A 13,469-nucleotide genomic window follows, 5' to 3' on the forward strand; every position below is an offset into this window, starting at 1 on the left:
GCATGTCCGGTGCTCCGGATGCCTTCCGGGGGTACGGAGGACGGGTCAACGGCCGACGGCGGCACCGGGCTGCTGTCCCGCGCCGCCCCATGAGGGGGCGTGGAGCGGACGACGATCCCGGTCCGGGTGTTGCGTCCCGGTAACTCGCCCGTCGGGCGGGGCTCTTGACGCGGTACGTTCAAGACGCGAGCCACACCACCCGCACCACAGGACCCGAGGCCCAGGGCCCGTCAGGTGGGTGTCCGCCCGCCCTTGCTACTGGAAGGCACCCCCAGCATGAGATCCCGAACAGCCCGGCGAGCCCTGACCGCCGCGGCCGGGGCCGCCGCGGTCATCCTCGTACCGCTGTGGGAGGCCGCCCCCTACCCCGCCGGCCCGGAGCGGATGCAGGTCTACCTCACCACCACCTCCGACCCCGCGGGCCGTCGGGTCGTCAAGGGGCTGGAGAAGCAGGCCCCCCTTCCCTTCCTCCAGGGCGGCACGACCGGCATCACCGTCGACGAGTCGAAGACCTACCAGCGGTTCGAGGGCGGCGGCGCGTCCTTCACCGACACCGCCGCCTGGCTGCTGAAGAGCAGCGGCGCGCTGAGCGGGGCCACCCGCGACGCCACGCTGAAGAAGCTCTTCGACCCCGCCACGGGTATCGGCCTCGGCTTCATCCGCAACCCCATGGGCACCTCCGACCTCGCCCGTTTCGGCTACACCTTCGACGACATGCCCGCCGGGCGGACCGACCCGGACCTCAGGCACTTCTCCCTGGCGCACGACCTCGCCGGCGTCCTGCCGCTGACCGCACGGGCCCGCAGGCTCAACCCGGCCGTCAAGGTGATGGCCTCGCCCTGGAGCGCGCCCGCCTGGATGAAGGACAACGAGAAGCTGGAGCAGGGGCATCTCCGGTCGCGGTATTACGCCACCTACGCCCGGTACTTCGTGAAGTACCTCCAGGCGTACCGGGACCGGGGGGTGCCGGTCGACTATGTCTCCGTCCAGAACGAGCCCACCTGCTGCTCCGGCTATCCGTCCATGCGGTGGAACGCCTCCGGGCTCGCCTACTTCACCAGGAACGACCTGCTCCCCGCCCTGCGGCGGGCCGGGCTGACCACCAAGGTCCTCGCGCTGGACTGGAACTGGGACCGCTACGACGCCTTCGCCCGGGAGACCGTCGACGACCCGGCGATCCGCCGCCACCCCAACTTCGGCGGTATCGCCTGGCACGGCTACGGCGGCGACGTCGGGCAGCAGACCCGGCTGCACGACCGCTACCCGGGCCTGCCCGCCTACGACACCGAGCACTCCGGCGGACGGTGGATCGGCAACCAGCAGCGGGAGGACATGCACAACCTCATCGACTACACCCGCAATTGGGGCCGCAGCTGGGTCAAGTGGTCGCTCGCCGTCGACCGGAACGGCGGCCCGCACCACGGCGGTTGCGGCAACTGCACCGGACTGATCACCGTGCACCACGGGGCCGGACGAGGGCACGGCACGGTCGATTACACCGTCGAGTACTACACGATGGGCCACCTCACCAAGTTCGTGAAGCCCGGCGCCCACCGCATCGGCTCCACCGCCTCGGCCACCGTCCCCAACGTCGCCTGGCGCAACCCCGACGGATCCAGGGTGCTGATCGCCTACAACGACACCGGCAGCACCCGGCGGACCGCTGTCAACTGGGGCGGCCGGCATGTCACCTACGACCTGCCGGCCGGCGCCGCGGCCACCTTCACGTGGTAGGTCCGGCGGCACCGCGCCGCCGGTGAGCCGTCCCGGAGCGGTGGCCCCGGGACGGCTCCTGCCCTCAGGCGTGCACCCGCGACGGCGCCGCGACCTGCCGGGTCTGGTGGGCCCGGTGCCGCAGGGTGGCCTTCCGCGTCGCCACATCGACGGTGTACGCATCGATGGTCAGCCGCGCACCGGACACCTTCAGCACCATGAACCCGTGGTCGGAGAAGTTCTGCCAGGCCGCCGGGTGCCCGAAGTGCGCCGTGCCGTCCTCCGTCTTGGCCGACGCACCGCACACCACCTGCCGGGTGCCGCCCGTACGGGCCGTCGGCTCCAGGACCTGAAGCGTGTGGTCGTGGCCGGACAGGATCAGATCGGCCCGTCCGCACACCACCTTCTCGTACATGTCCTTGAGGTGGACCCCGCTGGTGTAGTTCCCGATCTCGAAACCGTCATAGGATCCGGCGCTGCCGTGCTTGCCGTTGTTGAGGTACGGGTGGTGTCCGATCACCACCTTCCAACGGGCCCGCGAGGCACGGAGCGCACCGTCCAGCCAGCTCCGCTGCTCGCGCATGTACGGCCCGTCCCACCGGTAGTGCGGGTCGAGCTGGGCGACGTACGACGACCAGGGAATGGTGTCGATCGCGAAGAACTCCACCAGCGGGTCGGCGGCCGGCAGCGGCACGCTGTAGTAGCGGCTCGGCATGTACCAGCGCCGCGAGGTGGCGGCATAGGAGACCTCGCGGTCACCGCGCGAGGGGTCGCCGCCGCTGCCGGGGATCAGCCCCGAGCAGTCGTGATTGCCCAGCACCATCAGCCAGGGCACGTCGATGCCGCTGTTCGGCCTCTCGAACTTGTCCTGGAACTCCGAGTCGTCGTCGGACTCCGGCCCGTTCTCGTAAATGTTGTCGCCGAGACCGACGGCGAGGCCGATGTGCTCGGTCCGGCAGACATCGCGCGCGGCGGCCGCCACCGCGTACTGCGCCTCGTCCCCCGTCCCCGCGTCCCCGGTGACCAGAACGGCGAACTCACCCTTGCCATTGGGGTGTTCCGGGAACGGGAAGGCTCCCGGGCCCCCGAGGCGGGGCGCGGCGGACGCGGGCGACTGGGCCGGCGAAGGCAGTACCGCGAGCGCCGCACCCGCCATCGCGCCACCCAGCAGCGTCCGCCGGTTCACCCACTGCGGAACGCGCCCCGTCGTACGCGGCGGCGGCCCCCCGGCCGTCGCTGCCGAGCCGGCCCGCAGCCACTCCTGCTCGGTCATGTCCGCCTGCGGCGGGATCAGTTCGTCTTCACACATGACTGGTTTTCTTTCACGGTCGGCAGAGGTGATGGTGACGAAATGATGAAGCGGGGGTGGACGTATGGCGATCATGGGCCGCTTCGCTACGCGTCGGTAACAAAGCGTGTTCCAGGGGCCATCAGGGGGTGAGCGGATCGCCGGACGAGGCGGTGGGGGCGTGCTGGATCACCGGTTCGCGAGGCGGCGGAGGGTCCGGCCGAGACGGCGGACGTACTGCCGCTGGAAGACGGGCACCAGCGGGCCGCCGAGGCGGGTGACCGCCCGCGCGGGGCGGCTGAAGGCGGTCACCGTGAACCACACCGAGCCGTCGGCACGCAGCTCGGCGACGAACGCCTCCTCACCGCACTGCGGATGCCCCCTCCTGGCCCCGTATCCGAAGCCGATGCGGTCCTCCTCCGCCACCGTCCACACCACCGTGCACGGCGCCCGCAGCCGCAGCGGTCCGAGGCCCAGCGAGACCTCGACGCCCACGCCCGGCGCGGCCCGCGGGGCGTCGGCCCGGATACGGGTGCCGGCCGCGCGATGCATCCGGAAGGTGGTGATCGCCTCGCCCGCCGCGGTCAGTACCGCCCGCCCGTGGCCGATCGGGAGCTCCTCGCGGAGGTGGCGGTAGCCCGGCGGCAGCGGGGTGCGCCGAGTGCCGCCCTCCTCGGAGTAGTTCAGATCGCTCATGCCGTGCGGCTCCTCGGGGGCGGGCGGGGCGCGGGAGGGCGACGGTACGGGGTGAACCACCGGCGATCAACGACGCTCGCCCGGTGCGGTGACCGCATACGGACGGGGTTCGGTGCCAGGGTGGTGGCGTGAAGTACATGGTGCTGATGTACGCCGATCCCGCAGCGACCGGAGCGATGTCCGCCGCGGACCGTGCCGAGGTGTTCCGCCGGCACGAAGCGCTCCACCAGGACTTGGCGGGCACCGGCGAGATGCTCAACGGAGCCGGGCTGGCCTACCCGAAGGACACGACGACCATCCGGTGGCGCCGGGAGGGGCCGACGGCGGCGGACGGGCCGCTCACGGGGAGCCCCGAACAGCTGACCGCCTACTTCGTGATCGACTGTACGAGCCCGGAGCGGGCGCGGGCGATCGCCGAACGCGTCGTCGACGGCCATGTCGTAGCGGTCGAGGTGCGGCACGTCCACGACTCGTTCGGCATGGGCGAAACCTGACGGGCCCGGGGGAGTGCTTCCTCTCTGGAGGGGTGAGCACCTCCTCTATAGACTCCTCGGGTGAGCATCGATCCCGAGGTGCCGCGGCCCGGGCAGCTGGACGAGGACGACCTGCTGCTGGCCAACGCACTGCAAGCCACGCCCCGCGCGACCTGGAGCGAGCTGGGACATGTGCTCGGGCCGGACGCGGTGACGCTGGCCCGCAGGTGGGAGCGCCTCCAGAGCAACGGGCTGGCCTGGGTGACACCCGCGCTGGGGCCCGGCCTCCTGTACCGGACGTGCCGCGCCTTCGTCGAGATCCACTGCGAGCCGGGCAGCGCCGCGCAGGTGGCGGCCGAGCTGTCCCGTGAGCCCCACCTGCTCACCATTCAGCATGTCGCCGGCACCTACGATCTGTTCGCGATCGCCTTCACCCCGGACTTCCCTTCGATGTCCGACTACCTGCTCACCGGCCTGCCCCGGCACGAGGGCGTCGTCCGCGTCCGTTCCCACCTGGTCACCCGCAACTTCCGTACGGGATCGCAGTGGCGCCTGGGCGTGCTCAACCAGCGCCAGGAGCGGGCCCTGCGCAGCACCCGGCCGGAACCGCAGGGCGCGGAGACCGTGGCGTACAGCAACTGGGAACGCGACCTGATCGTCGCGCTGAGCGACGACGGCCGGCTCCGCTACACCGATATCGCCACCCGGCTCGGTGTCACGCCCCGGACCGCGCAGCGCCGGCTGAACCGGCTGCTGGGCAACCGCGACCTGCTGCTGCGCTGCGATGTCGCGCGGCCGCTCGCCGGCTGGCCGACCGGGGCGCTGCTGTGGCTCAACGTCCCGGACGAACTGCTGGAGGAAGCCGGCCGCACGCTCGGCGCCTTCCCGGAGACCCGCAGCTGCGCGGCGCTGTCCGGCGCCAGCAACCTGCTGGTCACCGTCACCCTGCACTCGGTGGACGCGCTGCACGACTGGGCGGTGCAGCTACGCCAGGCGCTCCCGTACGCGGAGATCGCGGACCGTTCCGTGGTGCTGCGACAGGACAAGCTGTGCGGTCATCTGCTGGACGGGTGGGGACGAAGCCGTGGCGTCGTCCCCCTCGACATCTGGCGCCCGAGCGGCCTCAGCAGGTGAGGCGGGTACCGCCACCACCACCGCCACGAAGGCGGACCGCGACGGGCGGGCGCCGCAGTCCCGCGCCGAGCGCCCGCTCGATCTGCCGGGCCAGTCGCAGCACGCCGATGTCGTCGCCGCTGCGCCCGACGATCTGCACCCCCACGGGAAGCCCGTCCTGGGTGAACCCCGCCGGCACCGACAGGGCGGGCACGCCGAGCACGGTGAACCAGTACATCGAGCGCATGCAGTCGAGATAGTTCTCGCTCCTGGTGGCTCCGATGCGCTCCGGCCACAGCTGGTCCGCGCTCCACGGCAGCACCTGGGTGGTGACCGTCACCAGATAGCGGTAGGTGCCGGTGAAGGCGGCGAACCGCTGGAAGAGCTGCCCCCGGAGCCGGTGTGCGCGCATGAGGCCGGCCGAGGTCGTCGCCAGCCCGTTCTCGATGTCCTGGCTGACCCTGGTGCCGAAGGACTCCGGGTGCGCGGCGTACCGGTCGCCGTAGTTGAGCGCCCGGTACCAGCCGCGCAGGGTGCGGAACGCCTCGTCGGCCCCGGTCATGTCAGGGGCGGCGACGCCGACCTTGCCGGAGATCCCGGTCAGGGCGTCGTACACCGGAGCCATCGCGGTGCGTACGGCGTCGTCGACCGCGAGCTGGCCGCCGAGGTCCGGACTCCACGCCACGGGCACATCGGAGAAGTCGTACTCCAGACCCGCACGGAACCGGGACGGGTCGCCGAGGCCCCAGGGGGAGCGCGGATCGGCCCGGGTCAGCACGCTCATCTGGAGGGCGACGTCGTCGACGGTACGGCCGATCGGGCCCTGGATGCTCAGCGGTGCGAACGGGTCCTTCGCCGGCCACATCGGAATCGAGCCCACCGAGGGCCGCAGCCCCACGACATTGCAGAAGGTCGCCGGGTTGCGCAGCGATCCTCCGGTGTCGCCGCCGTCGGCGATGACCACCATGCCGGTCGCGACGGCGGCCGCCGCCCCGCCGCTGCTGCCGCCGGCCGTCAGCTTCAGGTCGTACGGATTGCGGGTGGGGCCGAACAGTTCGTTGGTGCTCTGGATGCCCGCCCCGAACTCGGGCACATTGGTCTTGCCCACCGTCACGGCACCCGCGTGCACCAACTGCTCCACGACCAGCGCATCGTGATCCGGCACATGGTCGGCGTAGAGCTTCGAACCGTAGGTCGTACGGATGCCCTTGGTCGGGGCGAGGTCCTTGTGCGCGACCGGGAGGCCGTGCAGGGGGCCGAGCAGTTCGCCTCGTGCGGCGACGGCGTCGGCGCGGGCGGCGAGTTCACGCGCGCGGTCCTCGGCGAGCGTGATGATCGCGTTGACCTTAGGGTTCACCGCGTCGATCTGGGCGAGGTGCGCGTCGAGGATCTCGCGCGCGGACACCTCACGGCGCCGCTGGAGCTCCACCAGTTCCCGGGCCGGCAGCCACAGGAGGTCATTCTCGGTCACGAAGATCAGCAGTCCTTGTCTCGGGTGTCGGGTGACGGGCTCACGGCAGGTGGATGGGGGCGCCGGGTCCCAGCGGCAGGTCGAGGAAGTAGAAACCGGTGAGGATGACGGTCCACGCCGTGGCGAAGGCCAGGGCGAAGGGCACCAGCCGGGAGATGACCGTGCCGAGTCTCAGCTCGGGCTGGTACTTCTGTGCCGAGACCAGGGCGAAGTACAGGAAGACCTGCATGGGCGTGATCGCCCCGGTCACGGAGTCGCCTATCCGGAAGGCCGCATGCATGGCGGCGGGGGAGAGGCCGAGCAGCATCCCGGCCGGCACCATGACCGTGCCCAGGATGGACCACAGGGCGGAGCCCGAGGTGATGACCAGGTTGAGCAGCGAGGTCACCAGGACGACGGCGAGCAGGATCCCGAAGCCGCCGAGCCCCGCGGACTTCGCTCCGTCCGCGAGGCCGATGGCGAAGAACTTGCCCAAGTTGCTCCACGTCAGCAGATTGATGGTCTGCGCGATGGCGAAGACGAGCACCACGAACCCGGACATGTCCCGCACCGCGCCGATGATGTGCGGGTAGACGGCACGCGCTTCCTTCCCGACCCCGCCACAGCGGGCGTAGACGAGGCCGAAGAGGAAGAACAGCCCGGACAGCACGAGGGCGAGGCTGTCGACGAACGGGGAGGGCGCCAGCACCCCGCCCTCTCCGCGCAGCGGGCTACCCGGCAGCAGCCAGGCGGTGACCGCGGCAGCGGCGACCGCCAGCGTCACCGCGGCGCTGATCAGCAGCGCCCGGCGCTGTGCCGGAGTCGCGGTCGTCTCGGTGGCCTCGCCCTCCGGACCGGAATGCGCGGGGTCGTGCGCCGGGTTCCAGGGCGCCAGCCGGGGTTCGAGTACCCGGTCGATGAGGAAGCCGCCGATCAGGGGCAGGAGCAGGCCCGTCGCCGCGGTGAAGAACCAGTTCATGGCGATGTGGATGTGATAGCCGTCGATGCCCGGCAGCAGATCTGCCGCGCTGTGCGTGATGCCGGTCGTGGTCACATCGAGGGTGCCGAGCAGAATGCCGCCGTCGTAGCCGCTCCCCACGCAGACGAAGGCGCCGAGCAGGCCCGCCACCGGGTGCCGTCCCACCGCCTTGAAGACGATCGCGGCGAGTGACGGCAGCAGGATGTAGGCGGAATCGGCCAGTACGTGTCCCTGGCAGGCGACAAAGGCGACGAGGTAGGGAACCCAGCGTCTCGACACCCGCAGGAAAACGACCCGCATCAGACATTCCAGGGCGCCGGTTCCCTGCGCGACGCCTATGCCCATGGCGATCACCAGCACGGGGCCGAGCGCGGGGAAGGCCATGAAGGAATCGATGGCCGTGCCCAGGAGATGACTGAGGCCCTCCGGCGTCAGCGCACCGAGCACGGGTGTCGGGTTCTTCTCACCCGGTACCCGGACCGACCCGTCGAAGCCGGAGATCACCGTCGACAGCACGGCGACGAAGCAGAAGATGCCGGCGAAGAGCACGAACGGATTGGGCAGCCGGTTGACCCCTCGCTCGACTCGTCCCAGCAATCCGTCCAGCGGTGGGGAGATCCGTTCCCATAGCTTCATCGATACCTACCTCGTCCCGGAGCGTGGCGCGGTGTGCGTGCGCGCCACTATCGGGGGGCCCGGCGCAAAACTCCGGAGAGGTAAAGAGGAATGTCCATCCGAGGCTGCGAAACGCAGAAAAACGGCCATCGGCCGGGTCGAGCGCACGTCTATGACGGGCAGCACCCGCCGAGCCGCGGCCGGCCTTCGCCGCGCCGCCGGTCCTTCGCCGCGCCGCCGGTCCTCCGGCGGCCGCCCCGGCACGACGGCTCAGGCCAACCCCTACCGCGGACGGCTGCTCGCCCTCCGCGGGACCGGGCTCAAACCCTGCCGGCGTACGACACCTTCGCCGCGCGCGGGGCGGCCGCCGCCGGGCGCTCATCGACGCTCTGGGGCCGGGCCCGGTCGGCGTACTGCTCCTGCTGCCCGGTCGGCGGGGTCACGTCACCGGCCGGCTCCGGCCGGCCGCCCCGTCACTCCGGTCCGCCGCCCACCGGGCCCCCGTCCGGCGCCCCGTGCCGCCCCGCCCCCGCGGCGAACCGCGCCGCGCCCTCCATCGACTCGGCCAACACCGCCTGCCCGTAACGGAGTTCCTCCGCCATCGCGGACCGCTCGTCCCTGCCCTCCTGGTCCAGCAGCGAGGCGCGGTCGCTGCGCAGGCACGCCTGCGGGAAGCGGGCGATCTCCGCCGCCAGCAGCTCCGCCTCCGCGCGGGCCGTCCCGGCCGGCACCACACGATGGACGAGACCGATGTCCAGCGCCTCCGCGGCCGGGACCGGCCGCCCCGTCAGCACCAGGTCCATCGCCCGGCTCGCGCCGATCAGCCGCGGCAGCCGGACCGTACCGCCGTCGATCAGCGGTACCCCCCAGCGCCGGCAGAACACCCCGAAGACCGCGTCCTCCTCCGCCACCCGGAGGTCGCACCAGAGCGCCAGCTCCAGACCGCCGGCCACCGCATGACCGGCGACCGCCGCGATCACCGGCTTGCCGAGCCGCATCCGGGTCGGCCCCATCGGGCCGTCCCCGTCCGGGGCCACGCGGTTACCGCGCGCGGTGCCGATCGCCTTGAGGTCGGCGCCGGAGCAGAACGTCCCGCCCTCGCCCCACAGCACCGCGACCCGCGCGCCGTCGTCCTCGTCGAACTCCCGGAATGCGGCGGCCAGTTGCGCGGCCGTCGTGCCGTCCACGGCATTACGGGACGCCGGCCGGGACAGCACCACCGTCGTCACCGGCCCGGCGCGCTCGACCCGTACCGACATCAGGCCACGCCTCCGGCCGCATCCGCCGTCGCCGGACGGGCGCGCTCCAGGATCGAGGCCAGATCGGCCCCGGCCGGCAGGGTGCCGAAGGCATTGCCCCACTCCCCGTCGAGCCGCGAGGCGCAGAACGCGTCGGCGACCGCCGGGTGGCTGTACCGCACCAGCAGCGAACCCTGGAGCACCAACGCCAACCGCTCCGCCAGCGACCGCGCCATCAGCTGCGCCCGCTCCGGATCGGCGAGCCCGCCGAGCATCTTGCGGACCCCGGCCACCGCCGCGTCCAGCCGGCGGTCGGCACCCGCCGCGGTCTCCACCTCCGCGAGGAACGCGTCCAGTGCGGCCGGTTCCTTGCCCAGCGCCCGCAGCACATCGAGCGCGGCGACGTTCCCCGAGCCCTCCCAGATGGACAGCAGCGGTGCCTCCCGGTAGAGCCGCGGCATGCCGGAATCCTCGACGTAGCCGTTGCCGCCCAGGCACTCCAGGGCCTCCGCCGCATGGGTGCTGCCCCGCTTGCACACCCAGTACTTCCCGGCCGCCAGGGCCAGCCGGCGCAGCGCGGCCTCCCCGGCGTCGCCGGCCTGCGACCGGTCCACCGCCGTCGCCAGCCGCATCCCCAGCAGCGTCGCCGCCTCCGACTCGACCGCCAGATCGGCGAGCACCGAGCGCATCAGCGGCTGGCGGCCCAACTCCCGCCCGAAGGCCTGCCGGTGCGCGGTGTGGTGCAGCGCCTGCCGCAGCCCCGCCCGCATCCCGGCCGCCGACCCCAGCACACAGTCCAGCCGGGTCATGTTCACCATCTCGACGATGGTCCGCACGCCACGGCCCGGCTCACCGACCGGCCAGGCCACCGCCTCGTCGTACTCGATCTCGGAGGACGCGTTGGAGCGGTTGCCCAGCTTGTCCTTGAGCCGCATCAGCCGCATCCCGTTGAGCGTGCCGTCCGGCAGCACCCTCGGCACCAGGAAGCAGCCGAGGCCCTCCTCGGTCTGCGCCAGCGCCAGGAACACGTCGCTCATCGGCGCCGAGGTGAACCACTTGTGGCCGGTGAGGCGGTAGCTGCCGTCGCCGGCCGGAACCGCGCGGGTGGTGTTGGCCCGTACGTCGGAGCCGCCCTGCTTCTCCGTCATCGACATGCCCGCGATCAGGCCCGACTTGGTCAGCGGCGCCCGCAGTCCGAAGTCGTAGCTGCGGGAGGCGAGCAGCGGCTCGTACTGCGCGGCGAGTTCCGGTGCGGCGCGCAGGGCGGGGACGGCGGCGTACGTCATCGAGATCGGGCAGCCGTGCCCCGCCTCGGCCTGCGACCAGACGTAGAACTTCGCGGCACGCACCAGATGCGCCCCGGCGCGGTCGTCTGCCCAGGGCGCGGCATGCAGGCCGTGCTCCACCGCGACGGTCATCAGCTGATGCCAGGCCGGGTGGAACTCGACCTCGTCGATGCGGTGTCCGAACCGGTCATGGGTGTGCAGCCGGGGCGACTGCTCCTCCGCGCAGCGGGCCTGGTCCTGCACCGCGGCGGAACCCGCCAGCGCGCCGAGCTCGGACACTTCCCGGATGCCCCACTCGGCGCCGTCCCGGCGCAGTGCCTCCAGCAGGGCCGGCTCGTCCGCCGTGCTGAACCCGGTCAGCGGCGGGGCCTGATTCACGACTTCATGGGTGACGGTCATAGCATCGACGTTACAGAATCCGAACAGTCGTGGGAAGGCTGTAATGCCGCAGGCCGGCATCGCTAGAATTTCCTGCACATATGAACGACGACGACACCGCCACCCCGGACGACACCGAAGCCGCCGCCCTCGCGCTGCGGCCGCTCACCGCACGCTCCATCGTGCTGAGCACCCTCCTCGGCCATCACCCGCCGCGGCTGCCCGCACGCGCCCTGGTGCGGGTCGGCGAGCTGTTCGGCATCGCCGAGGGAACGGTCCGGGTCGCGCTCTCCCGCATGGTGGCCGCCGACGACCTGCGGCAGGCCGACGGCTCCTACGCGCTCACCACCCGCTTGCTGGCGCGCCAGGCCCGGCAGGACGAGAGCCGCTCACCCGCGACACGGCCCTGGGACGGGGACTGGGAGATCGCCGTCGTCGCCACCGCCGAACGCCGGCCCGCCGCCGAGCGCACCGCGCTGCGCCAGGCCATGGCGGCGCTGCGACTGGCCGAGCTCCGCGAGGGCAGCTGGCTGCGCCCCGCCAACCTCGACCGGACCCGCCCCACCGTCGTCACCGAGCAGTGCACCTGGCTCACCGGCACCCCGGACGGCGATCCGTCCGCACTCGCCGCCCGGCTGTGGGACCTGACCGGCTGGGCACGCCGGGCCCGCGCCCTGACCTCCGCCCTGGACCGCGCCGACACCCCCGCCGACCGCTTCACGGTCGCCGCCGCCGCCCTCCGCCATCTCCTCGCCGACCCGCTGCTACCCGCCGAACTGCTCCCCGGGGACTGGCCCGGCGCCCAACTCCGCACCCACTACGCCGAGTTCGAAACCGAACTGCGAAATCTGCTGCGGCAGTACCTGACCGATTAGGGGGAGGCGGCCAGTTCCTTCAGCCGGAGAACCTTTGCTATCGACACACTGCCTATGTCCGTCTTGTTGCTACCAAGTCGCTTTCCGCATGAAATGCCATCACGGTTCTGTTGATATGGCGCTCAAGGTTTAGATCTCCCAGTTATCAGGTTTCGTTTGACACCCGCTTCGTGGAAATGATGGTGTTGATCATGACCAGTCCGTAAATGAACGCGGACTTTTATTTTTGAAAACGGGAGGACTTTCTTGTTCGCTCGCCGTAGTGCGAAACTCGCCGTCTCTGCTATAGCCCTCGCCGCGATGCTGGGTGTTGCCACTCCCGCTGCCATGGCCGTCGAAAAGCCTGCCGCGAGCGTGGGTGCATCGGCCAGGGCTCAGGCGCTGGATGCGAATCCGCTGGGTGCTTCTATCAAGAAGCTTGACCCCTACGTCACCGCCGGCTCTCAGGGCTGGAAGCTCGATGCTCCTGCGAAGGTACTTGCGCAGGTGCCGTCGGCTGACCTTCAGAAGCTGAAGACTCAGGTCGACCAGATGAACGGCTACGTCAAGGACGGGAAAATTCCGTCGCCGAAGGAGGCATCTGGGGCCGGCCTGGCGCAGACCAAGTCCGCGATGCAGTCGTCCGGCAAACACGGCTACGTCAAAATGCACTGGTACGGCATGGAGTTCGGGCTGGACAAGTACCTGATCGGCAAGCTTTCGGGCGGACTGGGCGCCGTGGGTGGTGCTTCCGGGCTGGCAGCGGCCATGGGGGCTACTGGGCCGGCGGCTCCCGTTGTGGGGGCAGTGGCCGCATTGCTGGTTGCCGAGATGTACGTTTGCCAGCACGAGAATGGCTGGTCGATCATGTACGCGGTGGGAGTCCCCCCGTACGGCACCGTGGTTTGCAACCCGTTCGGGTGAGCAGGGATGACGTCATGAAGCAATCGCAAAAGAACCTGATGGCGAAGGGCGCGCTCGCAGTCCTTTCCATCGCCACAGTTGTGGCGGCTGTCCTGCTCTTTGCGCATCCGCAGTCGAGCGCCGCGCCAACCCTCACGCTGTTGGTCCTGACAGTGGCGCTGACTGCTGTATTGCGGTTCGCAGGGTGGCTTGGGTCGTCCTCCCGCCGGAGCGAAAGTTCCGCCTGACCAGCCCATCAGAACTGTCTGCTCGGCTGTCATACATGCGGCGAGCAACTTGCCGGGGCAGCGTCGTGTTGACGCTGCCCCGGTGGCTTTCCTGGGCTATGGGGCGCGCAAGCTTTAAGGGGCGGCCTGGCCACTCGTATCCACTGCCTGCGAAGTCTCTGCGCTTCTGCTTTGCGCGACGGGCGGTGATCCGGGTTTCGGGTTTCGGATTCCGGCAGCGAATCGTGCCTACGAG

General features: G+C 71.0%; 12 protein-coding genes and 1 pseudogene. 6 read left to right on the forward strand and 7 right to left on the reverse strand.

All coding sequences use genetic code 11. From position 1 onward, the window contains the following. Window positions 1-276: 276 nt before the first annotated feature. Window positions 277-1,731: pseudogene (locus M8I34_RS12130) on the forward strand (glycoside hydrolase family 30 beta sandwich domain-containing protein); the annotation flags it as partial. 67 nt (window positions 1,732-1,798) lie between these two features. On the opposite strand, the gene M8I34_RS12135 reads toward M8I34_RS12130, so the two are convergent. Continuing rightward, window positions 1,799-3,022, reverse strand: a complete 1,224-nt coding sequence (locus tag M8I34_RS12135; protein WP_250049414.1) for a metallophosphoesterase — start codon at window positions 3,020-3,022, stop codon at window positions 1,799-1,801. A 168-nt stretch (window positions 3,023-3,190) separates the two neighbouring features. Next, window positions 3,191-3,697, reverse strand: a complete 507-nt coding sequence (locus M8I34_RS12140; protein ID WP_250049415.1) for a DUF1990 family protein — start codon at window positions 3,695-3,697, stop codon at window positions 3,191-3,193. A 137-nt stretch (window positions 3,698-3,834) separates the two neighbouring features. On the opposite strand from M8I34_RS12140, the gene M8I34_RS12145 reads away from it, so the two are divergent. Then, the gene (locus M8I34_RS12145; protein ID WP_250049440.1) at window positions 3,835-4,191 is read left to right on the forward strand and encodes a YciI family protein; all 357 of its coding nucleotides are present in this window, start codon (window positions 3,835-3,837) and stop codon (window positions 4,189-4,191) included. Between the two features lie 60 nt (window positions 4,192-4,251). Then, window positions 4,252-5,304 (forward strand): Lrp/AsnC family transcriptional regulator, encoded by a 1,053-nt coding sequence (locus M8I34_RS12150; protein ID WP_250049416.1) that lies wholly within the window; start codon window positions 4,252-4,254, stop codon window positions 5,302-5,304. Here the strand turns inward: M8I34_RS12150 and M8I34_RS12155 are convergent. From M8I34_RS12155 to M8I34_RS12170, 5 genes are all read right to left on the reverse strand, one after another. After that, window positions 5,294-6,754 carry an amidase gene (locus M8I34_RS12155; RefSeq protein WP_250049417.1) on the reverse strand — a complete coding sequence of 487 codons (1,461 nt, stop codon included), beginning with the start codon at window positions 6,752-6,754 and terminating at the stop codon, window positions 5,294-5,296. The genes M8I34_RS12150 and M8I34_RS12155 overlap by 11 nt on opposite strands. 40 nt (window positions 6,755-6,794) lie before the next feature. Beyond that, on the reverse strand, window positions 6,795-8,348 hold the full coding sequence (locus tag M8I34_RS12160; RefSeq protein WP_250049418.1) for an AbgT family transporter: 1,554 nt from the start codon (window positions 8,346-8,348) through the stop codon (window positions 6,795-6,797). A gap of 299 nt (window positions 8,349-8,647) precedes the next feature. Then, window positions 8,648-8,770, reverse strand: a complete 123-nt coding sequence (locus tag M8I34_RS41270; protein ID WP_284050225.1) for a hypothetical protein — start codon at window positions 8,768-8,770, stop codon at window positions 8,648-8,650. A gap of 30 nt (window positions 8,771-8,800) precedes the next feature. Beyond that, complete coding sequence (locus M8I34_RS12165; protein ID WP_250049419.1) at window positions 8,801-9,586, reverse strand: crotonase/enoyl-CoA hydratase family protein; 786 nt, start codon at window positions 9,584-9,586, stop codon at window positions 8,801-8,803. Beyond that, the gene (locus tag M8I34_RS12170) at window positions 9,586-11,250 is read right to left on the reverse strand and encodes an acyl-CoA dehydrogenase family protein (RefSeq protein WP_250049420.1); all 1,665 of its coding nucleotides are present in this window, start codon (window positions 11,248-11,250) and stop codon (window positions 9,586-9,588) included. Before M8I34_RS12170 ends, M8I34_RS12165 begins: the two co-directional genes overlap by 1 nt. Window positions 11,251-11,330: 80 nt before the next feature. Here M8I34_RS12170 and M8I34_RS12175 point away from each other — a divergent pair, with 80 nt between their 5' ends. The 3 genes from M8I34_RS12175 (at window position 11,331) to M8I34_RS12185 (ending at window position 13,234) form a co-directional block, all read left to right on the forward strand. Beyond that, on the forward strand, window positions 11,331-12,104 hold the full coding sequence (locus M8I34_RS12175; RefSeq protein ID WP_250049421.1) for a PaaX family transcriptional regulator C-terminal domain-containing protein: 774 nt from the start codon (window positions 11,331-11,333) through the stop codon (window positions 12,102-12,104). Window positions 12,105-12,431: 327 nt separating this feature from the next. Continuing rightward, the gene (locus tag M8I34_RS12180; protein WP_250049422.1) at window positions 12,432-13,007 is read left to right on the forward strand and encodes a hypothetical protein; all 576 of its coding nucleotides are present in this window, start codon (window positions 12,432-12,434) and stop codon (window positions 13,005-13,007) included. A gap of 14 nt (window positions 13,008-13,021) precedes the next feature. Further along, on the forward strand, window positions 13,022-13,234 hold the full coding sequence (locus M8I34_RS12185; RefSeq protein WP_250049423.1) for a hypothetical protein: 213 nt from the start codon (window positions 13,022-13,024) through the stop codon (window positions 13,232-13,234). The last annotated feature ends 235 nt before the right edge of the window (window positions 13,235-13,469 follow it).

The sequence above is a fragment of the Streptomyces sp. MCA2 genome (genome assembly GCF_023544705.1).
Taxonomy (GTDB): Bacteria; Actinomycetota; Actinomycetes; order Streptomycetales; family Streptomycetaceae; genus Streptomyces; species Streptomyces decoyicus.

Excerpts from the sequence above, each read along its gene's own strand:
- M8I34_RS12170 (WP_250049420.1), bottom strand. The coding sequence starts at position 11,250 with ATGACCGTCACCCATGAAGTCGTGAATCAGGCCCCGCCGCTGACCGGG.
- M8I34_RS12145 (WP_250049440.1), top strand. The coding sequence starts at position 3,835 with ATGGTGCTGATGTACGCCGATCCCGCAGCGACCGGAGCGATGTCCGCC.
- M8I34_RS12135 (WP_250049414.1), bottom strand. The coding sequence starts at position 3,022 with ATGTGTGAAGACGAACTGATCCCGCCGCAGGCGGACATGACCGAGCAG.
- M8I34_RS12185 (WP_250049423.1), top strand. The coding sequence starts at position 13,022 with ATGAAGCAATCGCAAAAGAACCTGATGGCGAAGGGCGCGCTCGCAGTC.
- M8I34_RS12175 (WP_250049421.1), top strand. The coding sequence starts at position 11,331 with ATGAACGACGACGACACCGCCACCCCGGACGACACCGAAGCCGCCGCC.
- M8I34_RS12160 (WP_250049418.1), bottom strand. The coding sequence starts at position 8,348 with ATGAAGCTATGGGAACGGATCTCCCCACCGCTGGACGGATTGCTGGGA.
- M8I34_RS12140 (WP_250049415.1), bottom strand. The coding sequence starts at position 3,697 with ATGAGCGATCTGAACTACTCCGAGGAGGGCGGCACTCGGCGCACCCCG.
- M8I34_RS12165 (WP_250049419.1), bottom strand. The coding sequence starts at position 9,586 with ATGTCGGTACGGGTCGAGCGCGCCGGGCCGGTGACGACGGTGGTGCTG.
- M8I34_RS12180 (WP_250049422.1), top strand. The coding sequence starts at position 12,432 with ATGGCCGTCGAAAAGCCTGCCGCGAGCGTGGGTGCATCGGCCAGGGCT.